Origin of the sequence: Acinetobacter sp. WCHAc010052 (genome assembly GCF_002165295.2) — a bacterium.
In the GTDB taxonomy this organism is placed as follows: domain Bacteria; phylum Pseudomonadota; class Gammaproteobacteria; order Pseudomonadales; family Moraxellaceae; genus Acinetobacter; species Acinetobacter chinensis.
Genome location: NZ_CP032143.1, coordinates 442,421 through 465,473, shown reverse-complemented (window position 1 = coordinate 465,473; position 23,053 = coordinate 442,421). Strand labels below are relative to the sequence as shown.

33 protein-coding genes and 1 pseudogene are annotated in these 23,053 nt (G+C 43.6%); 6 read left to right on the top strand and 28 right to left on the bottom strand.

The features are described from left to right. Nucleotides 1-15 precede the first annotated feature (15 nt). The 23 genes and pseudogenes from secY to CDG61_RS02515 form a co-directional block, all read right to left on the bottom strand. Complete coding sequence (secY, locus tag CDG61_RS02625; protein WP_171405524.1) at nucleotides 16-1,335, bottom strand: preprotein translocase subunit SecY; 1,320 nt, start codon at nucleotides 1,333-1,335, stop codon at nucleotides 16-18. 45 nt (nucleotides 1,336-1,380) lie between these two features. Next, complete coding sequence (gene rplO, locus CDG61_RS02620; RefSeq protein WP_087512808.1) at nucleotides 1,381-1,821, bottom strand: 50S ribosomal protein L15; 441 nt, start codon at nucleotides 1,819-1,821, stop codon at nucleotides 1,381-1,383. A gap of 3 nt (nucleotides 1,822-1,824) precedes the next feature. Further along, nucleotides 1,825-2,001: a 50S ribosomal protein L30 gene (gene rpmD / locus CDG61_RS02615; RefSeq protein WP_087512809.1), complete on the bottom strand. Its 177-nt coding sequence runs from the start codon at nucleotides 1,999-2,001 to the stop codon at nucleotides 1,825-1,827. Between the two features lie 6 nt (nucleotides 2,002-2,007). Beyond that, complete coding sequence (gene rpsE / locus CDG61_RS02610) at nucleotides 2,008-2,505, bottom strand: 30S ribosomal protein S5 (protein ID WP_087512810.1); 498 nt, start codon at nucleotides 2,503-2,505, stop codon at nucleotides 2,008-2,010. Between the two features lie 2 nt (nucleotides 2,506-2,507). Next, a complete protein-coding gene (gene rplR / locus CDG61_RS02605; protein ID WP_004650473.1) occupies nucleotides 2,508-2,858 on the bottom strand; it encodes a 50S ribosomal protein L18 in 351 nt (116 codons plus the stop codon). A 14-nt stretch (nucleotides 2,859-2,872) separates the two neighbouring features. After that, nucleotides 2,873-3,406 (bottom strand): 50S ribosomal protein L6, encoded by a 534-nt coding sequence (gene rplF / locus CDG61_RS02600; RefSeq protein WP_087512811.1) that lies wholly within the window; start codon nucleotides 3,404-3,406, stop codon nucleotides 2,873-2,875. A 13-nt stretch (nucleotides 3,407-3,419) separates the two neighbouring features. Beyond that, complete coding sequence (rpsH, locus tag CDG61_RS02595) at nucleotides 3,420-3,815, bottom strand: 30S ribosomal protein S8 (RefSeq protein WP_087512812.1); 396 nt, start codon at nucleotides 3,813-3,815, stop codon at nucleotides 3,420-3,422. Nucleotides 3,816-3,828: 13 nt separating this feature from the next. After that, nucleotides 3,829-4,134 (bottom strand): 30S ribosomal protein S14, encoded by a 306-nt coding sequence (gene rpsN, locus CDG61_RS02590; RefSeq protein ID WP_087512813.1) that lies wholly within the window; start codon nucleotides 4,132-4,134, stop codon nucleotides 3,829-3,831. Nucleotides 4,135-4,143: 9 nt separating this feature from the next. Next, nucleotides 4,144-4,680: a 50S ribosomal protein L5 gene (gene rplE / locus CDG61_RS02585; RefSeq protein ID WP_087512814.1), complete on the bottom strand. Its 537-nt coding sequence runs from the start codon at nucleotides 4,678-4,680 to the stop codon at nucleotides 4,144-4,146. A 16-nt stretch (nucleotides 4,681-4,696) separates the two neighbouring features. Next, nucleotides 4,697-5,014, bottom strand: a complete 318-nt coding sequence (rplX, locus tag CDG61_RS02580; protein WP_087512815.1) for a 50S ribosomal protein L24 — start codon at nucleotides 5,012-5,014, stop codon at nucleotides 4,697-4,699. A 9-nt stretch (nucleotides 5,015-5,023) separates the two neighbouring features. Next, the gene (gene rplN, locus CDG61_RS02575; protein ID WP_004657680.1) at nucleotides 5,024-5,392 is read right to left on the bottom strand and encodes a 50S ribosomal protein L14; all 369 of its coding nucleotides are present in this window, start codon (nucleotides 5,390-5,392) and stop codon (nucleotides 5,024-5,026) included. Nucleotides 5,393-5,483: 91 nt separating this feature from the next. Then, nucleotides 5,484-5,741, bottom strand: a complete 258-nt coding sequence (gene rpsQ / locus CDG61_RS02570; RefSeq protein ID WP_004691314.1) for a 30S ribosomal protein S17 — start codon at nucleotides 5,739-5,741, stop codon at nucleotides 5,484-5,486. Further along, nucleotides 5,738-5,935, bottom strand: a complete 198-nt coding sequence (rpmC, locus tag CDG61_RS02565; protein WP_087512816.1) for a 50S ribosomal protein L29 — start codon at nucleotides 5,933-5,935, stop codon at nucleotides 5,738-5,740. Before rpmC ends, rpsQ begins: the two co-directional genes overlap by 4 nt. Then, the gene (gene rplP, locus CDG61_RS02560) at nucleotides 5,935-6,348 is read right to left on the bottom strand and encodes a 50S ribosomal protein L16 (protein WP_087512817.1); all 414 of its coding nucleotides are present in this window, start codon (nucleotides 6,346-6,348) and stop codon (nucleotides 5,935-5,937) included. Before rplP ends, rpmC begins: the two co-directional genes overlap by 1 nt. Further along, nucleotides 6,291-7,104, bottom strand: a pseudogene (gene rpsC, locus CDG61_RS02555) (30S ribosomal protein S3); the annotation flags it as partial. The pseudogene rpsC and the gene rplP, both read right to left, overlap by 58 nt. Before the next feature lies 1 nt (nucleotide 7,105). Further along, nucleotides 7,106-7,435: a 50S ribosomal protein L22 gene (gene rplV / locus CDG61_RS02550; protein WP_087512818.1), complete on the bottom strand. Its 330-nt coding sequence runs from the start codon at nucleotides 7,433-7,435 to the stop codon at nucleotides 7,106-7,108. 9 nt (nucleotides 7,436-7,444) lie between these two features. Beyond that, entirely contained in the window at nucleotides 7,445-7,720 is a 276-nt protein-coding gene (gene rpsS / locus CDG61_RS02545) for a 30S ribosomal protein S19 (RefSeq protein WP_004281508.1), read from the bottom strand. A gap of 19 nt (nucleotides 7,721-7,739) precedes the next feature. After that, a complete protein-coding gene (gene rplB / locus CDG61_RS02540) occupies nucleotides 7,740-8,564 on the bottom strand; it encodes a 50S ribosomal protein L2 (protein WP_087549947.1) in 825 nt (274 codons plus the stop codon). Between the two features lie 11 nt (nucleotides 8,565-8,575). Beyond that, nucleotides 8,576-8,896, bottom strand: coding sequence for a 50S ribosomal protein L23 (gene rplW / locus CDG61_RS02535; protein WP_087512820.1), 321 nt, complete (start codon nucleotides 8,894-8,896; stop codon nucleotides 8,576-8,578). Then, on the bottom strand, nucleotides 8,893-9,495 hold the full coding sequence (gene rplD, locus CDG61_RS02530) for a 50S ribosomal protein L4 (protein ID WP_087512821.1): 603 nt from the start codon (nucleotides 9,493-9,495) through the stop codon (nucleotides 8,893-8,895). The genes rplW and rplD overlap by 4 nt, the downstream gene beginning before the upstream one ends. Nucleotides 9,496-9,506: 11 nt before the next feature. Then, complete coding sequence (gene rplC, locus CDG61_RS02525) at nucleotides 9,507-10,145, bottom strand: 50S ribosomal protein L3 (RefSeq protein ID WP_087512822.1); 639 nt, start codon at nucleotides 10,143-10,145, stop codon at nucleotides 9,507-9,509. Nucleotides 10,146-10,204: 59 nt separating this feature from the next. Further along, nucleotides 10,205-10,516 (bottom strand): 30S ribosomal protein S10, encoded by a 312-nt coding sequence (rpsJ, locus tag CDG61_RS02520; RefSeq protein WP_004725677.1) that lies wholly within the window; start codon nucleotides 10,514-10,516, stop codon nucleotides 10,205-10,207. Nucleotides 10,517-10,781: 265 nt separating this feature from the next. Continuing rightward, complete coding sequence (locus tag CDG61_RS02515; RefSeq protein WP_087550024.1) at nucleotides 10,782-11,519, bottom strand: type 1 glutamine amidotransferase; 738 nt, start codon at nucleotides 11,517-11,519, stop codon at nucleotides 10,782-10,784. Between the two features lie 162 nt (nucleotides 11,520-11,681). Here CDG61_RS02515 and CDG61_RS02510 point away from each other — a divergent pair, with 162 nt between their 5' ends. Together CDG61_RS02510 and CDG61_RS02505 are read left to right on the top strand one after the other, a co-directional pair. After that, entirely contained in the window at nucleotides 11,682-12,866 is a 1,185-nt protein-coding gene (locus tag CDG61_RS02510; protein ID WP_087549946.1) for a PLP-dependent transferase, read from the top strand. 252 nt (nucleotides 12,867-13,118) lie between these two features. Then, a complete protein-coding gene (locus tag CDG61_RS02505) occupies nucleotides 13,119-14,666 on the top strand; it encodes a helicase HerA-like domain-containing protein (protein ID WP_087549945.1) in 1,548 nt (515 codons plus the stop codon). A 53-nt stretch (nucleotides 14,667-14,719) separates the two neighbouring features. On the opposite strand, the gene CDG61_RS02500 is transcribed toward CDG61_RS02505, so the two are convergent. From CDG61_RS02500 to CDG61_RS02485, 4 genes are all read right to left on the bottom strand, one after another. Beyond that, on the bottom strand, nucleotides 14,720-15,955 hold the full coding sequence (locus CDG61_RS02500) for an ATP-binding protein (RefSeq protein WP_087549944.1): 1,236 nt from the start codon (nucleotides 15,953-15,955) through the stop codon (nucleotides 14,720-14,722). Nucleotides 15,956-16,130: 175 nt separating this feature from the next. Further along, nucleotides 16,131-16,631 (bottom strand): hypothetical protein, encoded by a 501-nt coding sequence (locus CDG61_RS02495; protein WP_087549943.1) that lies wholly within the window; start codon nucleotides 16,629-16,631, stop codon nucleotides 16,131-16,133. Between the two features lie 18 nt (nucleotides 16,632-16,649). Further along, entirely contained in the window at nucleotides 16,650-17,234 is a 585-nt protein-coding gene (locus tag CDG61_RS02490) for a hypothetical protein (protein ID WP_087549942.1), read from the bottom strand. A gap of 11 nt (nucleotides 17,235-17,245) precedes the next feature. Further along, nucleotides 17,246-17,614 carry a hypothetical protein gene (locus CDG61_RS02485; protein ID WP_087549941.1) on the bottom strand — a complete coding sequence of 123 codons (369 nt, stop codon included), beginning with the start codon at nucleotides 17,612-17,614 and terminating at the stop codon, nucleotides 17,246-17,248. A 303-nt stretch (nucleotides 17,615-17,917) separates the two neighbouring features. Between CDG61_RS02485 and hmpA the strand changes: the two genes are divergently transcribed. The 4 genes from hmpA to CDG61_RS02465 all read left to right on the top strand — a co-directional run bounded on the left by hmpA (nucleotide 17,918) and on the right by CDG61_RS02465 (nucleotide 21,679). Continuing rightward, nucleotides 17,918-19,126 (top strand): NO-inducible flavohemoprotein, encoded by a 1,209-nt coding sequence (gene hmpA, locus CDG61_RS02480; RefSeq protein ID WP_087549940.1) that lies wholly within the window; start codon nucleotides 17,918-17,920, stop codon nucleotides 19,124-19,126. A gap of 87 nt (nucleotides 19,127-19,213) precedes the next feature. Beyond that, nucleotides 19,214-19,642: an RrF2 family transcriptional regulator gene (locus CDG61_RS02475; RefSeq protein WP_087549939.1), complete on the top strand. Its 429-nt coding sequence runs from the start codon at nucleotides 19,214-19,216 to the stop codon at nucleotides 19,640-19,642. A gap of 85 nt (nucleotides 19,643-19,727) precedes the next feature. Continuing rightward, nucleotides 19,728-20,573, top strand: a complete 846-nt coding sequence (yihA, locus tag CDG61_RS02470; RefSeq protein WP_087549938.1) for a ribosome biogenesis GTP-binding protein YihA/YsxC — start codon at nucleotides 19,728-19,730, stop codon at nucleotides 20,571-20,573. A 158-nt stretch (nucleotides 20,574-20,731) separates the two neighbouring features. Beyond that, nucleotides 20,732-21,679: a metal-dependent hydrolase gene (locus tag CDG61_RS02465; protein WP_087549937.1), complete on the top strand. Its 948-nt coding sequence runs from the start codon at nucleotides 20,732-20,734 to the stop codon at nucleotides 21,677-21,679. An 85-nt stretch (nucleotides 21,680-21,764) separates the two neighbouring features. Here CDG61_RS02465 and CDG61_RS02460 read toward each other — a convergent pair whose 3' ends face one another. Beyond that, nucleotides 21,765-23,003 (bottom strand): dicarboxylate/amino acid:cation symporter, encoded by a 1,239-nt coding sequence (locus CDG61_RS02460; protein WP_087549936.1) that lies wholly within the window; start codon nucleotides 23,001-23,003, stop codon nucleotides 21,765-21,767. Nucleotides 23,004-23,053: the final 50 nt, after the last annotated feature.

Here is a 23,053-nt window from a genome sequence, read left to right as displayed (position 1 = left end):
AACCTCTAAGTGCGCTTATCCCTTAGGATGAGCAGTCGTTTTTCTCATCAGCGATTGATTATCATATTGATGTGAAGTCAGATGAGCCTGTAGCTGAGCCATAAAGTCCATCACAACAACAACCACAATAAGTAATGATGTCCCACCCAGATAGAATGGAATACCAAATGAACTTTGCAGTACCATTGGCATTAAACAGATTACTGTAATATAGATCGCACCAATAAATGTCAATCGGTTGAGAATATGATCTAAGTAACGAGCAGTTTGCTCTCCTGGACGAATACCAGGCACGTAAGCTCCGCTGCGTTTCAAGTTCTCTGATACTTCTTTAGGGCTGAAAACCAGCGCTGTGTAGAAGTAGCAGAAAAAGATAATTAACGCACCAAAGAGCACCAAATATAACGGTTGCCCAGGCGAAAGCACGAGTGCCAGATCCTGCAGGCTACGCTTAATCAAACCGGCATTTGGATCAGAACTGCCAACCCACTGTCCAAGACTCGCAGGAAACAACAGTAATGAACTTGCAAAAATTGCCGGAATAACACCCGCCATATTAATTTTTAATGGTAGATGTGTCTGCTGAGCAGTGAATACCCGGCGACCCTGTTGCTTCTGTGCATAGTTTACCGGAATGCGACGTTGCGCTTTCTCAATAAACACAATAGCAGCCAATACACCAAGTGAAAGCAAGCCGAAAATAACAAGACCGATCAGACTGGTCTGCCCACTGTCAACTGATGACAGGGACTGCATGATCAGATTTGGAAGCCCGGCAACAATACCAGCAAAAATGATCATTGAAATACCATTTCCCACTCCGCGTTCAGTGATCTGCTCACCAAGCCACATCAGGAACATAGTACCTGCAACCAGAGAAGACACTGCGGGAACATAAAATGCAAGACCCGAGCTCAAGGTAATCCCCTGACCGATCAGACCTGCACACATACCTACAGCCTGCACAAGCGCAAGCAACAGCGTACCCTGACGGGTATACTGATTGATTTTACGCTTACCCTGCTCGCCTTCTTTTTTCAAAGCTTCAAGCGAAGGAACAACAGTCGACATTAACTGCACAATAATAGATGCAGAAATATACGGCATAATCCCTAAAGCAAGAATCGACATCCGCTCCAGTGCACCACCTGAAAACATGTTAAACAAACCAAGGATAGTTCCCTGGTTTGCATTAAACAGATTTTCCAATGCTGCATTGTTAATGCCTGGTACTGGAATATGCGCTCCCAGTCGAAAAACCAGCAAAGCACCGATGAGAAACATCATACGGCTTATAATCTCACGGTATTTCACATGAAATGGCTGGCCTTTCATCATATTGACATGACCTGAAGAACTAGGAGACATAGACACTGGAGATTACTCCTCGACTTTACCGCCAGCAGCTTCAACAGCAGCTTTAGCGCCTTTAGTCAATGCAACACCTTGTACAGTGAATGCACGGGTAATTTCACCAGAAAGTACGATACGGGCACGAATCATATCTTTACGCACAACGTTAGCTGCTTTCAGAGTTTCAAGTGAAATAATATCACCTTCAACTTTAGAAAGTTCAGATAGACGTACTTCCGCAGTTTTCAGAGCCTGTTGGCTAGTGAAACCGAATTTAGGCAAACGACGATAAAGTGCAGTTTGACCACCTTCGAAACCTGGGCGTACACCACCGCTCTTACGTGATTTCTGACCTTTGACACCACGGCCACCAGTCTTACCAACGCCAGAACCGATACCACGGCCCAGACGAAGGTTATCACGCTTAGCACCTTCAGCAGGTGCAATTGTATTTAAACGCAGAGTCATGGCTTATTCCTCTACACTAACCATATAGTAGACTTGGTTGATCATACCACGGTTAGAAGGGGTATCCACCACTTCTACAGTATGACCAATACGACGCAGACCTAAACCTTGCAGGCTAAGCTTGTGATTTTTCAAGCGGTGCGAAGCAGATTTAGTCTGGGTAACTTTAATCGTTTTCATGATTGATTACCCTAAAATTTGTTCTACTGAAAGACCACGTTTCGCAGCAACCTTCTCTGGAGAAGTCATGTCACGCAGACCATTAAAAGTCGCGTTAACAACGTTTGCAGCGTTAGTAGAACCATAACATTTAGTCAATACGTTACGCACACCAACAGCTTCCAGTACGGCACGCATAGAACCACCTGCGATTACGCCTGTACCTTCAGAAGCAGGTTGCATGTAAACACGGCTTGCGCCATGACGTGCATTGATTGGATGTTGCAGAGTGCCGTCAGTCAGTTCTACAGTAATCATGTTGCGACGAGCAGCTTCAAGTGCTTTAGAAATAGCAGCTGGAACTTCACGTGCTTTACCACGACCAAAACCTACACGACCATTGCCATCACCTACCACAGTCAATGCTGTGAAAGAGAAGATACGACCACCTTTAACAACTTTGGCTACACGATCAACGGCAACCAGCTTTTCAACAAGACCTTCGTTTTGTTCAACTTTAGCCATGATTAGAACTCCAAGCCGTTTTCACGAGCAGCATCAGCCAAGGCTTTGATACGACCATGATATTTAAAACCAGAACGGTCAAATGCAACTTTAGTTACACCTGCAGCTTTCGCACGTTCTGCGATTAAAGCACCTACTTTAGTGGCAGCTTCAACGTTACCAGTTGTACCAGCGCGTAAAGTAGCATCCAAAGTTGAAGCTTGCGCTAAAACTTTGCCACCATCTGCTGAAATAACTTGAGCATAGATGTGACGCGGTGTGCGGTTTACACACAGGCGAGTCGCACCCAATGCACGGATGTGCAAGCGTGTGCTTTTCGCACGACGCAAACGGGATTGTTTCTTTTCGTTCATAAGAACCTCGCGCCTTATTTCTTCTTAGCTTCTTTACGAAGTACAACTTCGTCAGAATAACGAACACCTTTACCTTTATAAGGCTCTGGTGGACGGTAACCACGGATTTCCGCAGCAACTTGACCCAATTTCGCTTTATCAGCAGATTTCAGGATAATTTCAGTCGCTGTAGGAGTTTCAGCAGTTACACCTTCAGGAAGGTTGTAATCAATCGGGTGAGAGAAACCAAGGTTAAGGTTAACAACGTTACCTTTAACCGCAGCTTTATAACCAACACCGATCAGTTGTAACTTACGTTCGAAACCATCGCTAACACCTTTAACAAGGTTGTTAAGCACAGCGCGAGCAGTACCAGCCTGCATCCAAGCGTCTTTCGACTCTGCTTTAGGAGCAATAACTAATGTACCGTCTTCCTGTTTGAGCTCGACCAGCGCATGCAGGTTGAAAGACAATGTACCTTTAGTGCCTTTCACTTCGACCTGCCGGCCGTTCTGAGTAACTGTCACACCGTTAGGCACAGTTACTGGGGCTTTAGCCACACGAGACATGAGGAATCACCTATTAAGAAACAAAAGCAATAACTTCACCACCGATGCCCGCAGCACGTGCAGCGCGATCAGTCATGATGCCTTTGCTTGTAGAAACAATTGCAACACCTAAACCTTGCTTAACGCTAGGAAGGTTATCTTTACCGCGATACTGACGCAGACCTGGACGGCTTACGCGTTTCACAGTTTCAATAACTGGTTTGCCTTCGAAATATTTTAAAGTAATTGTTAAAGTCGCTTTGCCTTCATTATCAGCAACAGCAACATCAGCAATATAACCTTCTTGTTGAAGTACGTTAGCAATAGCAACTTTCAACTTTGAATTAGGCATAGAAACAGTCTGTTTCTTTGCCATTTGTGCGTTACGAACACGTGTTAACATGTCGGCAACGGTATCTTGCATACTCATTTATAGTCGCTCCTTACCAGCTTGCCTTAACAACGCCCGGTACATCACCCTGCATTACTGTGTCACGTAATTTGTTACGGCTTAAACCGAACTTACGGAAGTAACCATGAGGACGACCAGTTAAACCACAACGGTTACGCAGACGTACTGGAGATGCATTACGTGGTAATGCCTGTAACTTCATCATCGCTTCGAAACGTTCTTCATCTGATGCATTTACGTTTGCAATAACAGCTTTTAATTCAGCACGTTTTGCAGCGTATTTAGCAACAGTAGTTTCGCGTTTCAATTCGCGATTAATCATACTTTTCTTAGCCATATCGACCTCTTATTTGAACGGGAAGCCGAAACCACGCATAAGCGCACGGCCTTCGTCATCAGTACGAGCGGTCGTAGTGATAGTAATATCCATACCACGAATACGATCGATCTTATCAAAATCGATTTCAGGGAACATGATCTGTTCCTTGAGACCCATTGAGTAGTTACCACGTCCATCAAATGATTTCGCAGAAAAACCACGGAAGTCACGGATACGAGGAATCGCAATAGAGATCAGACGGTCTAAGAATTCGTACATACGTTCGCCGCGTAAAGTAACTTTACAACCGATCGGCCAACCATCACGGATTTTAAAACCAGCGATTGATTTACGAGCTAAAGTTAAAACTGGTTTTTGACCAGCAATAGCCTGCATATCAGATAAAGCACCATCAAGGAGTTTCTTGTCAGCAGAAGCTGCACCAACACCCATATTGATAGTGATTTTAGTGATGCGAGGAATCTCCATCACATTACCCAGGCCAAGTTCTTCTTTTAACTTAGCGCGGATTTCGTCGTTATAACGTGTTTTAAGTCTGGCCATAGCCTATTTCAACCTATTACTTCGCTACCGCCACTGATTCACCATTTGATTTGAATACGCGAGTTTTCACGCCTTCAATCACTTGGTAACCAACACGGTCAGCCTTTTGGGTTGCAGCATTAAAAATTGCCACATTTGAAATATGAAGCGAAGCTTCCTGAGTAACAATACCGCCTTCAGCGCCAGTTACACGGTTTGGCTTCTGGTGCTTCTTAACAAGATTAAGACCTTCAACCTTAACCGTGTCATTTGAAACAGACAGAACAGTACCCTGTTTGCCTTTTTCTTTACCTGCGATCACAATTACTTGATCGCCTTTTTTAATCTTAGCCATGATTGCCTCTTATAGAACTTCAGGAGCCAATGAAATAATTTTCATGAACTGTTCAGTACGAAGTTCACGAGTCACTGGTCCGAAAATACGAGTTGCAATCGGCGCTTTGTTGTTGTTCAAAATAACAGCTGCGTTATCGTCGAAACGGATAACTGAACCATCTGGACGACGGATGCCGAATTTTGTACGTACAACAACAGCATTCATCACGTCACCTTTTTTAACACGTGCGCGTGGAATAGCTTCTTTTACAGTAACTTTAATAATGTCGCCAACAGAAGCATAACGACGATGTGAACCACCCAGTACTTTAATACATTGTACGCGGCGAGCACCACTGTTGTCTGCTACGTCGAGCATACTTTCGGTCTGAATCATTGCCCTACTCCAAAACCGAGCATCACCGGTCGCAATTTCGAAAGGCTCAAAGAGTACTCGAAATTGACCGATGATGCAACAAGAACGTTAATTACTCAGCAGCTGCTTCAACAACTTCAACCAGAGTCCAAGACTTAGTTTTAGAAATTGGGCGGCTTTCTTTAATGGTTACAACATCACCAGTTTTAGCTGTGTTGTTCTCATCATGAGCGTGTAATTTAGTTGAACGGCGGATTGATTTGCCATACAACGGGTGTTGAACGCGGCGTTCAATAAGCACAACAATAGACTTGTCCATTTTGTCGCTTACGACTTTACCTGTTAACGTGCGAACTGTTTGCTCACTCATTGTCCGTTCCCCTGTTTTTCGGTAAGGAGGGTCTTGATACGAGCAATAGTCTTACGAGTAAGCGCAACTTCATGCGATTTACCCAGTTGACCAGTTGCTTTCGCCATACGAAGACGGAATTGGTTAAGCTGTTGCTCATCAAGCAAAGCTGTCAACTCTTCTACCGATTTTTCACGTAGATCTTTAGTATTCATTACATCACCGTCTTAGTAACGATAGTGGTTTTGAAAGGAAGTTTAGCTGCAGCAAGCGTAAACGCTTCACGAGCCAATTCTTCACTAACACCATCCATTTCGTACAAGATCTTACCTGGTTTGATTTGGCAAACCCAGTATTCCACAGAACCTTTACCTTTACCCATACGAACTTCTAATGGTTTTTCAGTAATTGGTTTGTCTGGGAAAACACGGATAAAGATCTTACCACCACGTTTAATACGACGGCTGATTGTACGACGCGCAGCTTCAATTTGACGAGCAGTCATCTGACCACGCTCAACAGATTTAAGCGCAATTGTACCGAAAGATACAGTGCTACCGCGATGTGCCAGACCAGTGTTACGGCCTTTCTGCACTTTACGGAATTTAGTACGTTTAGGTTGCAACATGGATTATTCTCCTTTTTCAGCAGAACGATCATTGCGACGACCACGACGCTCCTGACCTTCACCACGACCGCGACCACGTTTAGCTGGACGTTCTTCAGCAGGAGCAGGGTTCATGACTTGTTTCATGCCACCTAAGATCTCACCACGGAAAATCCATACTTTAACGCCAATCGTACCGTAAGTTGTTTCAGCACGCATAGTAGCGTAGTCGATGTCCGCACGAAGTGTATGCAAAGGTACACGACCTTCACGATACCATTCAGTACGTGCAATCTCTGCACCACCTAAACGACCAGAAACTTCAACTTTGATACCTTTAGCACCAGCACGCATTGTGTTCTGTACCGCACGCTTCATAGCACGACGGAACATTACACGTTTTTCCAGCTGAGAAGCGATAGCTTCAGCAACCAGACGTGCGTCCAGGTCAGGGCGATCGATTTCGTTGATGCTTACTTGCGCAGGGATACCCATGATCTGAGTAAGCTCACGCTGTAATTTCTCAATGTCTTCGCCTTTTTTACCGATTACGATACCAGGACGGGCAGTGCTGATTGTTACTTTAGCAGCGCCTGTAGGACGTTCGATAAGAATGTTGCTGATCATTGCATTCTTAAGTTTTTTAGTTAAAAACTCACGAACCTGCAAATCTTTAAGCAAGTATTCAGCGTATTGTTTCGGACTCGCATACCAGTTGGCGTTATGACGTTTTACAACACCAAGGCGGATACCGATTGGATGAACCTTCTGACCCATATCAAACCCCTACCTTAACGGTAATGTGACAAGTACGCTTAGTAATACGATCTGCACGGCCTTTAGCACGTGGCATAATACGTTTAAGGCTTGTGCCTTCATCAACGTAAATCGTAGTTACCTTAAGGTCGTCTACATCTAAACTGTTATTGTGTTCAGCGTTTGCAATCGCAGATTCCAATGCTTTTTTAACCAGAACAGCAGCTTTTTTGTTGCTGAAGTTCAGGATATTAAGCGCGTGAGCAACAGATTTGCCACGGATCAGGTCTGCAACCAAACGAGTTTTTTGTGCCGAGATAGCGGCACCGCATAATTTAGCAGTAACTTCCATCATCGCACCTTAACGTTTAGATTTCTTGTCAACACCGTGACCACGATAGGTACGAGTTGGCGCGAATTCACCGAGTTTATGACCAACCATGTGTTCAGATACAATCACTGGAACATGGTTACGGCCATTATGGACAGAAATTGTTAAACCAACAAAATCTGGGAGGATCATCGAACGACGCGACCAAGTTTTGATCGGCTTACGGTTATTAGCCGCGATAGCCGCTTCAACCTTAGCGAACAAGTGCGCATCGACGAATGGGCCTTTTTTCAGAGAACGAGGCATTGTCAGATTCCTTTACTTGTTACTTAACGCGACGGTCGCGAATGATCATCTTAGTCGTACGCTTGTTGGTACGTGTCTTGTACCCTTTCGCTTTTTGACCCCATGGGCTTACAGGTTGAATACCTTTGTTACGCCCTTCACCACCACCATGTGGGTGATCAACTGGGTTCATCGCCATACCACGAACGGTAGGACGAACGCCACGCCAGCGGGATGCACCTGCTTTACCAAGTGAACGAAGGTTGCTTTCTGAGTTAGATACTTCACCTAACACAGCGCGACATTCAACGTGTACTTTACGCATTTCGCCTGAACGCAGACGAACGATTGCGTAAGAACCGTCACGACCCAACAGCTGAACCGAAGTACCAGCAGAACGTGCTAACTGAGCACCTTTACCGATTTTAAGTTCAATGTTGTGAAGAGTAGAACCGATAGGCATGTTGCGAAGTGGCAAGCAGTTACCTGGACGAATTGGAGCATCGTTACCAGACTGTACTTTATCACCAGCGCGAAGACCTTTAGGTGCAATAATATAACGACGCTCACCATCAGCATAAAGCACAAGTGCAATATGAGCTGTACGGTTAGGATCGTATTCAATACGTTCAACTACAGCAGGAATGCCGTCTTTGTTACGTTTGAAGTCAACAATACGGTACTGTTGTTTATGACCGCCACCAACGTGACGAGTCGTAATGTGACCGTTGTTGTTACGACCACCAGTACGTTTTTTAGCTTCTGTCAACGGAGCATATGGTGCGCCTTTGTGAAGGTGATTATGAACCACTTTCTCTACAAAGCGACGCCCTGGAGACGTTGGCTTACATTTTTGAATTGGCATAATTTTCGTCCTTATTCCGCTGCGCTTTCAGCGGTATCGCCCAAGTCAGCCATTTCAACATCCTGGCCAGCTTTCAGGGTGACGTATGCTTTTTTAACATCAGAACGACGTCCGATAGTTTTACCAAAGCGTTTAGTCTTACCTTTAGTGATCGTTGTGTTAACTTTAACAACCTGAACACCAAAGAGTTGCTCAACTGCTTTTTTGATTTCAAGTTTGTTTGCATCAAGTGCAACTTTAAAAACCTGAACACCAGCAGTTTCACCTAAAACTTGTGCTTTTTCTGAGAATACAGGTCCTTGCAGGACTTGATAGATACGTTCGTTGTTCATCCGAGTTCTACCTCAATTTTCTTAGCAGCAGCAACAGACATAACAACTTTATCGAACGCAATCAGGCTAACAGGATCAATACCAGCAGCATCAACCACATCAACGTGTGGAAGGTTACGTGCAGCAAGATACAGATTCTCATCAACAGCATCAGTAACGATCAATGCGCGAACTGCATTCAAGTCGTTAAGTTTCGCAAGCAATTCTTTAGTTTTTGGAGCTGCAACAGCAAACTCTTCAACCAGTACCAGGCGATCTTGACGAACAAGTTCAGCCAGGATGCATTGCATTGCACCGCGATACATTTTACGGTTTACTTTTTGAGACCAGTCCTGTGGACGGGCAGCAAAAGTTTTACCACCACCAACCCAGATCGGGCTGCGGATAGAACCAGCACGCGCACGGCCAGTACCTTTCTGACGGAATGGTTTTTTACCACCGCCAGAAACGTCTGCACGTGATTTCTGTGCTTTAGAGCCTTGACGACCACCAGCTAAATAAGCTGTAACAACCTGGTGTACAAGAGCTTCGTTGAATTCACGACCGAAAGCAACTTCAGATAATTCAACAGCAGAGCCGGAAACAGTATTTAAATTCACAATATTTCCCCTCAGGCCTTGATTGTAGGACGTACAGTTACGTCACCACCGGTAGCACCAGGAACCGCGCCTTTAACAACAAGAACTGAACGTTCAACGTCGATAGCAACGATTTCAAGACCCTGTGTAGTTACGCGTTCAGCACCTAAATGGCCAGCCATTTTTTTGCCTTTGAATACGCGACCAGGAGTCTGGTTTTGACCAGTAGAACCTAAAACACGGTGAGAAACAGAGTTACCGTGTGTAGCATCTTGCGTACGGAAGTTCCAACGCTTAACACCACCCTGGAAACCTTTACCTTTAGACTGACCAGTTACGTCAACAATCTGACCCACTGTGAACAGCTCAACGGTAAGAGAACCACCAACTTCACGACCTTCAAGATCAGCTTCTGTAGCGCGGAATTCCTGAACCAGACGACCAGCAGCAACACCAGCTTTCGCAAAGTGACCTTTCTGAGCGTTAGTTACGCGAGATTCGCGACGTTCACCAGTAGTGACTTGAATCGCTTGATAACCATCAGTTTCAAGCGTTTTGATTTGAGTGATGCGGTTAGGATCAACCTCAATCACTGTTACAGGTACAGAAACACCAGCATCTGTAAAGATACGTGTCATACCGCACTTGCGACCGACTAAACCAATAGCCATGTGCATAAACCTCTAAAAAAGCGGCCTAATTAACTTAGAGCGTTAATTAACCGAAAGCCTTAACCCAATGCGATCTGAACATCAACACCAGCTGCAAGATCCAACTTCATCAGTGCATCTACAGTTTTGTCTGTAGGCTGAACGATGTCGATCAGACGTTTGTAAGTGCGGATCTCATACTGGTCACGCGCATCTTTGTTAACGTGTGGTGATGTTAAAACGTTAAAACGTTCGATACGGGTAGGCATCGGGATTGGACCACAAACCTGTGCGCCAGTACGTTTTGCTGTTTCTACGATCTCTTGAGAAGATTGATCAATTAAACGGTGATCAAAAGACTTAAGACGGATACGAATTCTCTGGTTAGACATACCAGTTAACTCCAAGCCAAATATATAAAGAATCACTCCTGACGCATCTCACCCCACTATAAAGGCAAGTGTCAAGAGCAGTGAATATCACTAAGGTCATGATCGATGCCACGACTGTCACGATGCTGACTGTTTTATTCACAGCCAACCCCCTTTCATTAAAGGGTCGCTCATTATAGCGATTGTTTAATGCATAAGCAAACTTCTTTTACCTTTTTTCGTTTTGATTACAGAAGTTCAGCAGGATCAGGTGTTTATTATTTAATCAGCACGCAGTTTTAGCCAGAACATAGTCTATTGCTCTGTTGAGCAGCTGATTTCCTTGTTCAAAACAGTGTTCTGGCGATTGCTTCAACTCCTTTTCGTTCTGTACATAGATACCATCAAAAACCGCAAGCTCCTCATCATTTTCCAGAAACATCTGTAATACCCCTGGGGTCATTTCAGGGTGGAACTGAAAACCCAGCACATTACTGCCCAGCTGATACATCTGATTACGGCAAACACTATTTTCAGCAAGATGAACCGCCCCTTTCGGCAGTTCAAATGTTTCACTGTGCCACTGCATGACACTGAAGACTTCAGGCAGTTCAAAAGTTCCTTCCGGTACATTTCCAACCTTCGTCACGGATGTCCACCCAAGCTCCTGATGACGGTTCCGGCTGACAGCCGCACCCAGTGCACTGGCAATCAGCTGTCCGCCCAGACAAAGACCAATAGCCGGCTTTCCCTGTGCCAGATAACGTCGTATCCAGCGTTTTTCAACTTTCAGCCATGGAAAATTTGCTTCATCATTTACACTCATTGTGCCACCCATAATAATGAGCAGATCAACATCATTAATCTCTGGCAGTGCTTCAAGCTCAAGTGGCTGCTCCACAGGTAATGCAAAAAATTCGGTTGCTGTAATCTCTGCATATCCAGCTTTGAGATAACTCAGACAACTGCCAAACCCCTCACCTGCAATATGTTGAAAATAATGTACTTTTAATGCTGACTTCATCATTTAAAGACTCATTTTTATATTTACTCTGATTAGATTTAGCAAAAATAAAGCCAACTTCCGTTTTTGTTATATTTTTAAACATTTACAGGATTCTCTAGCCATAAAACACCGTTTACTCTTAAGCTTAGGTCAATCAGCAATAATTTTTAGAGTATATCTGTGGACAAAAAATTTCAGACAGCACTGATTCATGCACCAAGAAAAGCCGGTCAGTATATTGAAACCATACAGCCTCCCCTGTTTCGTGCATCCACGATTATTTTCAGAAATACCGATGCACTGTTTAATCGCCACTGGACCGATGACTACGACTACAGCTATGGCACACATGGAACACCAACCACATTTACCCTGGGCGACAACATTGCTCAGATCGAAGGTGGGAAATACCACCTCCTGACGCCCAGTGGTCTTTCTGCAATAAACCTGGTCAATTCCTGTTTTTTATATCAGGGCGATGAAGTCTGGGTTCCTGACAATATCTATGGTCCCAATATGGAGCATCTGAATTACCTGGAAAGTCATTACGGTATTCAGGTTCGTGTATACGACCCTATTGATGCAACGACATTTCAGCCGACTGAAAAAGCAAAGCTGCTGTGGCTCGAGGCTGCCGGCTCCATCACGCTTGAATTTCCGGATCTGATCGGTCTGGTCAAAAAAGCCAGGGCTCACAATATACTGACTGCTTTAGACAACACCTGGGGCGCAGGACTTGCATTTAATGCTTTTGATTTCAGCGATAAACATCTGAGCGTCGATATAACCGTCCATGCACTGACCAAGTATCCGAGTGGTGGCGGTGATATTCTGATGGGTTCTGTCATTACTCAGGATAAAGCATTACATCACAAACTGTTCCGTACTCATGCCGTACAGGGCATTGCGATTTCAGGGGATGATGCAGCACAAGTTCAGCGTAGCTTAGCGTCGATGCAAATCCGCTATCAGCATCAATCAAATAGCGCATTACAACTTTTAACGTGGCTCAAAACACAAGAGACTTTTGCACAAGTCCTTCACCCTGCTGACCCTGAAAATATCAGCCATTCATATTGGAAAGAAACTTGTCAGACCGAACAAAGTGCAGGCTTAGTCAGTGTCATCTTTAAAGCTAAATATGATATGAATGCGATTCGTAAATTCTGCGATGCTTTAAAGCTTTTTAAACTCGGTTTCAGTTGGGGCGGACCTGTCAGTTTAGTGATGTTGTATAACCTGGCTGATATGCGTCATTTAGAGCATTCACATTTACAACAAGGCATATTGGTTCGCTTTTGTATTGGCCTGGAAGACGCTGATGATCTAGTTGCGGATATTCAGCAGGCTTTAAAAGCTTTGTAAATCAAAGGCATTTAATAGCACTTAAGAACAACATGCATAGTAAAGCCTGTTGTTCTTTTTTGGTACACATTATTAGAATGTGAATTACACACATCAAAACATCTATAAGCACTATAAATTCAGTGATTTAATATCTAGTCGGACATTGTCTGAGCATTGTAAAAACAGATAAAAATTAAGCACAACACATTCTTTCTATGTTAAAAATTAAGCCAATAATTCCAAAGTTTATAGTTAGAAATAGGTTTATTTATGGCAACGCCAATCGTCATTGCAAAAAAAACATCAGATACCTCACAAGACATCGTTTTACATTCACAATTTGCCAACCGTCATGGACTGATTGCAGGGGCGACAGGTACAGGTAAAACTGTAACGCTCAAAGTACTTGCAGAAAGTTTTTCACGTCTTGGTGTACCTGTATTTCTTGCCGATGCCAAAGGTGATGTTTCAAGTATTGCCAAAGCTGGCGCATCCAATCCTAAATTTGACGAACGCATTAAAAGCTTAGGAATTGACAGCGTTCCTTTTGCTTCATCTCCAACGACATTCTGGGATCTTTTTGGTGAACAGGGACACCCGATCCGCACCACCATTTCAGAAATCGGTCCATTACTGCTGGCACAGATGCTGAATCTGAATGACACACAGGAAGGTGTGCTTTCTGCTATATTCCGCGTTGCAGATGATCAGGGCTTGCTGCTGATTGATTTTAAAGACTTAAAATCCATGCTGACTTATGTCAGTGAAAATGCAGCCAGTCTGAAAGCCGAATATGGCAATCTTTCACCTGCCAGCCTGGGTGCAATTCAGCGTAATCTGCTCGCTCTGGCCGATCAGGGTGGAGATAAGTTTTTTGGCGAGCCCAGCCTAGATATCATGGATTTTATTCAGACCGACAGCAATGGTCAGGGATATATCAACCTGCTGGCTGCTGACAAGCTGATGAATACACCCAAGCTGTATGCAACTTTTCTGCTGTGGATGCTCTCAGAGCTGTTTGAAAAACTGCCTGAAGTCGGCGACATGGACAAACCTAAGTTGGTGTTCTTCTTTGATGAAGCACACTTGCTGTTTGATAATGCCAGCCCCGCACTGCAGGAAAAAATTCAGCAGGTGGTGCGCCTGATCCGCTCGAAAGGTGTGGGTATTTATTTTATTACCCAAAGTCCACTGGATATTCCTGAAAATGTCCTGGGACAACTGGGGAACCGTGTACAGCATGCATTACGGGCATTTACACCAAAAGATCAGAAAGCAGTAAAAACCGCAGCTGATACATTCAGGGCAAATCCTGAGTTTAAGGTGGATGAAGCCATTACTCAGTTAGCTGTGGGTGAAGCGCTGATCAGCTGCCTGGATGAACAGGGTACGCCTCAGATTGTGGAAAAAGGCATGGTGATGCCTCCCTACTCCTCATTCAGCCCAATTACACCTGATGAACGGAAAACACTGATGACACAAAGCATCGTGGCGGGCGTTTATGAACAGGAAATAGACCGTGACAGCGCCTATGAAATGCTGCAGCGTAAAGTGTCTGAAAGTGAACAGCAGAAACAGGCTGATGCTCTCTCTGCACAGCAGGCGAAAGAGCAGGATGCACTTGCAAAACAGCAAGCCAAAGAACAGGAGCGACTGGAAAAGCTTCAGGCTAAAGAAGCTGAGAAAGAAGCAGCTGCACGCGCAAAACTGACACAGGATATTGTAGGGACATTTGCAAAAAGTGTTGCCCGCAGCCTGGGAGGCAGTACAGGTCAGAAAATCGTTCGGGGACTGTTGGGGTCGTTGTTTAAGAAGTAGTTTTTTTGTTGCAGGCCTATTCAGTAATATATCAAGAACAGGACTGCACCAATTTAACGATTTTCTTTAGATAACAGCCAATCCAAAGCATTCATTTTCACAATACCATTATAATTTGCATCAGCACCGATCCGATCTAAAGTTAAAAGATACTTTGGATAGGAGTCGGATATTTTTTGCAGTGGGCGTAATTCTCGTGCCAAAGTATCTTCGTTGAGCGTGTCTAAAGCCACTTGATAATAAGCAAGATTTTGCATCGTATCGACTGCTACAAAATCAATTTCATATTCATCAACTCGCCCGACATAAACCGTATAGCCACGTCTTAGTAATTCCAGATAAATCACGTTTTCTAAAATATGTCCTTGGTCTGCATTGGCATCGGGCAGCATGATACGGCGTAAACCCACATCAACCAGATAGTATTTTTCTGATGATTGCAGCAACTCACGACCACGCACTTTAAATTGTGCAACACGATAAAACAGCAAACTATCCTGCAAGCCCTGAATATAGCGTTTGACGGTTTCAAAGGAAATTTTCACACCACTGGAAGCAAAGGTGTTTTTGATTTTATTGATGGAAATGGCTGAGCCTGTGACGCTGGCTAAATATTTTGCCACTCGTTCCAGTGCATTCACATCACTCGTCTTTAAACGTGGAATCACATCTTTAAACATGATACTGGCGTACACAGCTTGCAAATAATCATAGCTTTCTTGCTGGTTCGATATTGCCAGCGTATAAGGAAAGCTACTTTGTAGATACATCTCATATAGATCGGGGTTGGATAATTGACTAATCTGTGGATTATTTTCTACATGCCATTGTTTAAATTCCTGAAATGATAAGGGTAAAATATGCTGTTCGATATAGCGTCCTGTAAGCAAAGTTGCCAGCTCACCACTTAAAAAGAACGCATTTGAACCTGTAATATATAAGTCGATACACTCTCGTACATAGAGGGAATCTACGACTTTTTCAAATTGTGCAACATACTGAATTTCATCTAAAAACACATAGTTTTTTTGGCTTTTATCGACTTTTGATAAAATATAGTCTTGCAGTTTACGATAGTCGGTCAGCTCTTCAAATTCCATCATTTCAAAATTAATGGCAATGATATTTTGTGGCTGTACGCCCTGTGCCTGTAAATCCTGCTGAAACAATGCCAATAAAGTCGATTTGCCTGAACGACGCACGCCCGACAGCACTTTAATCAGGTCACGGTCTTGCCATGTATGCAAAAAGTCCAGATAGGTTTTCCTGCGGATCTTTGGTGTTCTCATGTTTCGCCCACACTCTAATCTCTCCACCAATAATATCAAAATTTAGAGTGCAAGTATGAAGAAATAGTTTTTATACCAAAAGTTTAGACCAAACTCTAAACTTTTAATAACATTAGATGATAAAAATCCCATTATGCATGTGAGATATAATGGGATTTAAGTAGGAGTCGATAAATTATCGTTTCTTACATTGCTGATGGATAAACTCCATTGCGTTAAAAGTACGTTTAATATCATTCTCTGACATATCTTCGGGTCTAAATGCGACAGCTGTTCCACTATCACGTGCCTGCCACCCTCTTACCAATAACGTATATTCTTGGTATGACACTCCACCTACAAGAAACATTCTATATCGACTGGTAAACAAATCCCTTAGTTCTGATACCTTAGACCAATCTATAACAACCTCTTGCCTTAAACGCAACTCATGACCACCATAACTCACCCCCTTGCCACTTTGAAAATAACTAGTTACACAACCATCACTTTTCCAATCATGGATATACGCCTTATCACTATTAATTTCTCCTAGTAACTCAAGGTGATTTTTTCTTTCCGTAAGATAAGCATGAGCTTCTTTTAATGTCGTAAATTTCTCAATTTTATCTTCTGCATAGGCAACAGGCACAGTACATAACACCCCCAACATCATTGCTATCATTAGTTTTTTCATTTTTTGACTCCAAATTAGTTAAGGCTCAGTAAGTGGCGTAGACGGTATTGGTGCAATCAATTGCACAGGTGCATTGGCACGATTCAACACTGTGGCACTGCTTTTATTGACTTCCAGCCCTGCTGCTGATTTGATGAGCTGTACACTTAGCCCAACGACTTCATCTTGTTTTAAAGTATTATTTGCCCCAAGCTGACAGAGATAAAATAGTCCTGTATCAAGAAAAGCTGTGCGTTCAGTGGTGGTAGTTAAAAGTGTTGAGGTGGTCGCAATGGCTGCACTTAAAGCCTCTCGCTCTTTTTCATTGTTCGAAATTTCCAATGCCCTAGTCCATTTCAGGATTTGATCTGACAGTGCAACACTGGCTTTGACATCTTTAGTGGTTAATGCCCGTTGAACACATGCTTCCCCCTTAGGATATACAAAAGCTGCGGAAACATCAGAATCCCAAACAAATAATGACCCAACCGTATTACCATTACCTCCATCTCTTTCTGCGACTGAAACATATGAACGCTTAAAATATGGTGACACACAGCCACTACTTAAAACCATGCTTGTCGCCAAACAGACAATGGCGATTTTTTGAAAAGATATTTTCATAGTGCTTCTCTTTAGTCACCGTGATATGACCAACGGACTGTATGAGCTTTCCAATTAAATCTATTTCTTATTTGACTGATTTCATCATTGCGTTTATCTGCTGCTTCCTGATATGAAGCATATAGTATTGAACAATTTGGAGAATCACTTAAAGTCCCAAATTCAGCATTAACATAAGACCGAAAACTATTCTCTACACCAACATGGTAAATACCATTTTTAATACGAAATACAGAAGAAACTACATATTGCGGATCTGTAGACTCACCGTAACGTGTAGAACAGTAACCATAACGAACATCATTATTTGCCTGCACCACACCTGAACCCAACAGCCCCATTAGTAACACTGCACTAGCAATCATTTTTGTCTTTTGCATCTTATGATCTCCTCCACAAACTTTTAGTTTAAACAGCTTTTAGAAAGGTACACTATCCTCAAATGAGGAGGTTAACCTGAAACAGGCAAAGTTTTGACAAAAATAAGGAAAGTCTCTCTACCTAATCATTGAATTCACTCAAGATGTACATTTTATCCATAATATTTTCACTAAATTTCAATAAAAAACCAGATCATAAGTATATTCCATAAAAAAATTATGGTTTTAATCTGAAAAGATATTTACAAGTGATCATATAAAATGTATTTTAAATATATCTTATATAGCCATGAGAGATCAAGCATGACTCCGCAGCAAATTGACCTTGTAAAAGCCACTGTACCTGTACTTCGCGAAAATGGCGTAGCATTAACTGGCTATTTTTATAACCGTATGCTGGGCAATAACCCCGGCTTAAAAGAAACTTTCAACATGGGGCATCAACGCAGTGGTGCGCAGGCACAGGCTTTGGCAGGGGCTGTACTGGCTTATGCAGAAAACATTGAAGATCCATCCGTACTGCTACCTGTTGTTGAGATGATTGCTCATAAACATGTCAGCCTGAATATTCAAGCGCCAGATTACAACATTGTTGGAGAAAACCTGCTTCACTCCATCAGTGAAGTTCTAAGTATTTCAATGGAAGATCCTTTAATTGATGCCTGGGCTACGGCCTATGGTCAACTGGCTGATTTATTCATCAGTACTGAAAAATCCATTTATGAACAGCACCAGCAAACTAAAGGCAGCTGGTTAGGCTGGCGCAATTTCAAAATTGCTAAAAAAGTGGTGGAAAGCGAAGAAATTACATCATTCTACCTTGCACCTGTAGATGGTGGCGACTTACCAAAATATGAAGCAGGTCAATATATTTCGGTACGCGTGATTGTTGAGGAGCTTGGTTTAAAACAACCGCGCCAATATACACTTTCCACCAGCCCACAAGCCGACTATTTACGTATTTCAGTGAAACGTGAGGACCAGAAAGGTGACCTGGTTGCAGGCTGGGTATCGAATACTCTGCATGGTATGGATGTCGGTTCAGAAATTGAAGTGTCTGCGCCAACAGGGAACTTCTATCTCATTGATCCAAATAAACGCAATGTCTTCATCAGCGGTGGTGTCGGCTTAACTCCAATGATTGCGATGCTGAATCAACTGGTAACTTTGGATATGCCGCAGCCCGTTACCTTTATACATGCCTGTCGCAGCAAACATGTGCATGCAATGAAACAGCATATTCATGATCTGAAAGCGAAGTATCCGCGCCTCACCACTGTGACTGCTTATGAATTCCCGCATGCCAGTGACAGACAGGGAGAGGACTTTGAGATTAGCGGTCGTTTGGATCTCAGTACCATTGATACGGCTTTATTGCCACAAAATGCAGACTATTATCTATGTGGTCCAATGCCATTTATGGCTGAACAACAAAAAGCTTTAATTGCCCGTGGTATCCCGGCTGCCAGTATCCACAGCGAAGCTTTCGGTACAGGTGGTGTAAAACACTAACTCTCCCGCCCACCTGAAATAAAATAGGGTTAGTTTAGTTATGCTAGACTAACCTTTATTGATTTCTCCTACCCCCACAGTATTATCATGCAGCTGAATAAATTTACCGACTACGCCTTACGTATTCTGATGTATGTTTCACGCCCCAGAGAAACACCCTATACCATTGCTGAAATTGCCACTGATCTTCGTGTTTCACAGAATCACCTGGTAAAAATCGTACATTTTATGGGTAAACACGAGTGGCTGATTACAACCCGAGGAAAAGGTGGTGGAATCCGTCTGAACGAAAAAGCACTGCAACTGAAGCTGGGCAGTATGGTCCGTATTCTTCAGGGTGAAAATCAGATTGTGGAATGCAACACTCCGCCCTGCGTACTTCGCTCCAACTGCGGACTGAAAGGCATACTGGATCAGGCACTTGAACAGTTTTATTCAAGCCTGGATCAGTACACACTGAGCACGGTACTGAATGCTCCACCGAAAAACTCCCCAATTGCATTACTGAACCTTTAATCACTCACTGTGAACGCTAAAATTCGCCTGGTGAAGCGTCTTCCTTTATAATGCAGAATTACAGGCAATAAATTGAAGTTGAGTCATGCACCACAGCAGAGGAAAATCCAGAAACAGTAAAGTTGCGAATGCGCCAAAGCAAGTATTCAATTATTCAAAAAAGACGGATTCCGTCATTGATGAATATGCTGGACGGGCACTGACCTGGTTGCGTAAAGCTGAATTTCTGATGAGTGCTCCAAAACTGAATCTGTGTGTGGATGATACAGGTTATGAAGTCGCATTTGCCGGTCGTTCCAATGCCGGTAAATCAAGCGCCATCAATGCCCTGACCAACCAGAAACAGCTTGCCCGTGCATCAAAGCGTCCTGGACGCACCCAGATGATCAACTTTTTCAGCCTGGGCAATCCTGACCAGCGACTGGTCGATTTACCTGGTTATGGCTATGCAGCCGTTCCTGAAGCCATGAAGATTGTATGGCAGAAAGAACTTGAAAACTATCTGATTCACCGTGAAAGTCTGCAGGGACTTGTACTCCTGATGGATATCCGTCATCCACTTCAGCACTTCGATGTCATGATGCTTGAATGGGCGTATTCACGTCATTTATTTGTTCATGTACTTTTAACCAAATCTGACAAACTCAATCGTGGCCCTGCCAGTAAAGTCCTGCTGGATGTGCAGCAACAACTGAAAAAGATGAAACTTGAATTTTCCATTCAGCTGTTCTCATCCCTGAACAAACAGGGTTTGGAAGAACTGGCGAGTGTGATGGCAGGTCGTCTGAACTTCACACTTGAACAATCACAGGATTTTGATATCAATTCGATTGCTGAAGTTTCAGAAGATGACCTGGATGAAGATCCGGATGATTTTTCTGAGCCTGAGACTGAAAACACTCCTTCAGACGACAGAAATGATACGCCCTGATTTCACTGCAATTTAAAGATTGTCCGACCAGATTCATCTTTAATTGACAATCAATTGTCCCGAATTGCTAATAACAATTCGGGACAATTTTTTTATGCTGACTGATATGTCTTATGGTTATGCTTAGTGAAGCAAGAAAAATTAAAAGGATGATAAGCATGAAAATTTTTGATCGTTTCCGTAACTCCCGAATTGGATCTTCCATTTCCTATTCCATTAAACCGCGTAAGGTTAAATTTGAATGGCAGGAAACGCCTGTGGACTGGATTCCAGACCACCCATTCACCAGTTATTTTATTAATGAAATTAACAATATTCTTCCTGCGGGCGAGTTCTGGTTCTGCCGTCTGTACAACCGTGTTTTACCTAAAGTCACTGATGAAAAACTGGCTGAAGATGTCCGTGCATTTATCCGTCAGGAAGCGATGCATGCACAGGCGCATGTATCAGCAAATAAAGAATATCTGACCGTTCGTAACATCGACATTCAGCGCAACCTGGATCTTATGGATTTTCTGTTTGGAAAATTACTGGCAGATCAGCCACTCGGAATCACAGTTCCCAAAGCACTTGACCATCAATGGGATCTGTTCCGTGTCGGTATTGTTGCGACAGTTGAGCACATGACCTGTGTATTAGGAAAATATGCACTTTATAATACCCAGTGGGAAAAATTAGGCGCAGATCCAAACATGCTTGATCTGATCAAATGGCACGGCGCGGAAGAAATTGAACATCGTACTGTTGCCTTTGATTTATATCGTCACCTGGGCGGTGGTTATATTTCCCGCTATTATCAAAGTGTGATTGCCATTGCGGCTATTCTGGCACTCTGGGTTGATGGCGCGGCACACATCATGGGACAGGATCCACGTTTTGCAGACAAAAAACCTGCATTCTATAAACCGTGGATCTGGCGTGAATGGGCAAGCATCGCTCAAAGAGATAACCGTATCATGCCTCACCCGCTGTGGCTGGTTTCACAACAGCTCGGTTACTTAATGCCGTGGTACGATCCAGTACATGAAGCAAAAACTGAAGATGCTATTGCATACCTGGATCAGTCCCCTGCTGCAAAACGTGCTTTGCCAAAGGTTGCCGCATAAACTTTAAATATTCAGTTCAATAAAAAGCAGGATTTCAATCCTGCTTTTTCAATGTCTGTTGAAAGCATACTGTTCAGCAGAACCGTCAGGTCGGCTGTTCCATTTCACGGGTATGCCGATCCACCACCACAGAAATCATCATATCGCCCTGAACATTGACCACGGTACGAACCGTGTCCAGCAGACGGTCTATCGGCAATAAAATCGCAATCGCTTCCGCAGGCAACCCAACAGACTGCAGCACCATAATCATGGTCACCATGCCTGCACTTGGGATACCCGGCGCGCCCAGAGATGCAATCATAGCCGTCAGACAGACGATCACCTGCTGCCCCAGACTCAGATCCAGCCCCATCAGACTGGCAATAAACAAAGCAGCAGCTGCCTCATACAGTGCCGTACCATCCATGTTCAATTGCGTCCCCAATGGAATAACAAAACCTGCAGTCTGAGGTCTGACCCCCAGATTTTCCTGGGCACATTTCAGTGATAAAGGCATGGTTGCTGAACTTGAACTGGTGGCGAATGCCGTAATCAATGCTGCCCGTGTACCCTTAAAAAAGGTCAGTGGATCCATCTTTCCAAAAATCCATAACAGTAAAGGCAGAACGACAGCACCGTGAAAAATGGTGGTTCCTGTCACCACCACAGCAAATTCAGCCAGACGGCTCAGTACCGAAATATCTTCAGTCGCAAGCAGTTTTGCAAGCAGTGCAAAAATACCCAGTGGTGCAAGTTTCATCACCCAGCCGATCATCAGCATCATAATGTCAAAAAACTGTGCACTCAGATTACGTACCGTTCTGAAGCGGTCTCCGCCATGAACCAGTGCAACCCCGATAAACAAAGCAAATACCACCACAGCCAGCACATTGCCTTCAGCAAATGCCTTGAACGGATTGATCAGTGTATTCTGAATAAAATTCGTCAAAAATGAGGTCGGTGTCAGTGTATCCGGTGTCTGGTGCTCGCTCATTGCCTGCTGAAACATGGCAATATCTACCCCCTTTCCAACCTCAAACAGATGCGCACTGCCAATTCCCAGAATCAGTGCCAGGGTCGTAGTCGTCACACAGCAGGCCAGCGTAATTTTCCATACCCGCCCCAGCTGACCGCCTGCCTGTAAATTGGATACACCAACCACAATGGAACTGAAAATCAAAGGAATCAGCAGCATCTTCAGCAGACCGATAAAAATACTGCTGATAATGCTTAATCCATAAATACCGGCATGAAAAAACTGAGTTCCAGGAAACAGAGTCAGTACGTATCCCGCAATCAATCCCAGAATCGCAGCAATTAATATTTGTGTATTCAAGCTCATGGCATCTGCTTTTATCGTTCAATCCTGAGGGCAATATGCCATGTGATTTT

Bases quoted from the DNA above. Each gene is read 5' to 3' on its own strand.
- rpsS (WP_004281508.1), bottom strand. From the start codon at position 7,720: ATGCCTCGTTCTCTGAAAAAAGGCCCATTCGTCGATGCGCACTTGTTC.
- rpsJ (WP_004725677.1), bottom strand. From the start codon at position 10,516: ATGTCTAACCAGAGAATTCGTATCCGTCTTAAGTCTTTTGATCACCGT.
- rpmD (WP_087512809.1), bottom strand. From the start codon at position 2,001: ATGAAAACGATTAAAGTTACCCAGACTAAATCTGCTTCGCACCGCTTG.
- hmpA (WP_087549940.1), top strand. From the start codon at position 17,918: ATGACTCCGCAGCAAATTGACCTTGTAAAAGCCACTGTACCTGTACTT.
- CDG61_RS02465 (WP_087549937.1), top strand. From the start codon at position 20,732: ATGAAAATTTTTGATCGTTTCCGTAACTCCCGAATTGGATCTTCCATT.
- rplB (WP_087549947.1), bottom strand. From the start codon at position 8,564: ATGCCAATTCAAAAATGTAAGCCAACGTCTCCAGGGCGTCGCTTTGTA.
- CDG61_RS02495 (WP_087549943.1), bottom strand. From the start codon at position 16,631: ATGAAAAAACTAATGATAGCAATGATGTTGGGGGTGTTATGTACTGTG.
- rplR (WP_004650473.1), bottom strand. From the start codon at position 2,858: ATGAACGAAAAGAAACAATCCCGTTTGCGTCGTGCGAAAAGCACACGC.
- rplE (WP_087512814.1), bottom strand. From the start codon at position 4,680: ATGGCCAGACTTAAAACACGTTATAACGACGAAATCCGCGCTAAGTTA.
- rpsN (WP_087512813.1), bottom strand. From the start codon at position 4,134: ATGGCTAAGAAAAGTATGATTAATCGCGAATTGAAACGCGAAACTACT.
- CDG61_RS02490 (WP_087549942.1), bottom strand. From the start codon at position 17,234: ATGAAAATATCTTTTCAAAAAATCGCCATTGTCTGTTTGGCGACAAGC.
- rplW (WP_087512820.1), bottom strand. From the start codon at position 8,896: ATGAACAACGAACGTATCTATCAAGTCCTGCAAGGACCTGTATTCTCA.
- rplC (WP_087512822.1), bottom strand. From the start codon at position 10,145: ATGGCTATTGGTTTAGTCGGTCGCAAGTGCGGTATGACACGTATCTTT.
- CDG61_RS02460 (WP_087549936.1), bottom strand. From the start codon at position 23,003: ATGAGCTTGAATACACAAATATTAATTGCTGCGATTCTGGGATTGATT.
- rplP (WP_087512817.1), bottom strand. From the start codon at position 6,348: ATGTTGCAACCTAAACGTACTAAATTCCGTAAAGTGCAGAAAGGCCGT.
- rpsQ (WP_004691314.1), bottom strand. From the start codon at position 5,741: ATGAGTGAGCAAACAGTTCGCACGTTAACAGGTAAAGTCGTAAGCGAC.
- CDG61_RS02485 (WP_087549941.1), bottom strand. From the start codon at position 17,614: ATGCAAAAGACAAAAATGATTGCTAGTGCAGTGTTACTAATGGGGCTG.
- secY (WP_171405524.1), bottom strand. From the start codon at position 1,335: ATGAAAGGCCAGCCATTTCATGTGAAATACCGTGAGATTATAAGCCGT.
- rplX (WP_087512815.1), bottom strand. From the start codon at position 5,014: ATGGCTAAGATTAAAAAAGGCGATCAAGTAATTGTGATCGCAGGTAAA.
- rplF (WP_087512811.1), bottom strand. From the start codon at position 3,406: ATGTCTCGTGTGGCTAAAGCCCCAGTAACTGTGCCTAACGGTGTGACA.
- rpsH (WP_087512812.1), bottom strand. From the start codon at position 3,815: ATGAGTATGCAAGATACCGTTGCCGACATGTTAACACGTGTTCGTAAC.
- yihA (WP_087549938.1), top strand. From the start codon at position 19,728: ATGCACCACAGCAGAGGAAAATCCAGAAACAGTAAAGTTGCGAATGCG.
- rplV (WP_087512818.1), bottom strand. From the start codon at position 7,435: ATGGAAGTTACTGCTAAATTATGCGGTGCCGCTATCTCGGCACAAAAA.
- rplO (WP_087512808.1), bottom strand. From the start codon at position 1,821: ATGACTCTGCGTTTAAATACAATTGCACCTGCTGAAGGTGCTAAGCGT.
- rpmC (WP_087512816.1), bottom strand. From the start codon at position 5,935: ATGAATACTAAAGATCTACGTGAAAAATCGGTAGAAGAGTTGACAGCT.
- CDG61_RS02515 (WP_087550024.1), bottom strand. From the start codon at position 11,519: ATGAAGTCAGCATTAAAAGTACATTATTTTCAACATATTGCAGGTGAG.
- CDG61_RS02500 (WP_087549944.1), bottom strand. From the start codon at position 15,955: ATGAGAACACCAAAGATCCGCAGGAAAACCTATCTGGACTTTTTGCAT.
- rplN (WP_004657680.1), bottom strand. From the start codon at position 5,392: ATGATTCAGACCGAAAGTATGCTCGACGTAGCAGACAACAGTGGTGCT.
- CDG61_RS02505 (WP_087549945.1), top strand. From the start codon at position 13,119: ATGGCAACGCCAATCGTCATTGCAAAAAAAACATCAGATACCTCACAA.
- rpsE (WP_087512810.1), bottom strand. From the start codon at position 2,505: ATGGCTAAAGTTGAACAAAACGAAGGTCTTGTTGAAAAGCTGGTTGCC.
- CDG61_RS02475 (WP_087549939.1), top strand. From the start codon at position 19,214: ATGCAGCTGAATAAATTTACCGACTACGCCTTACGTATTCTGATGTAT.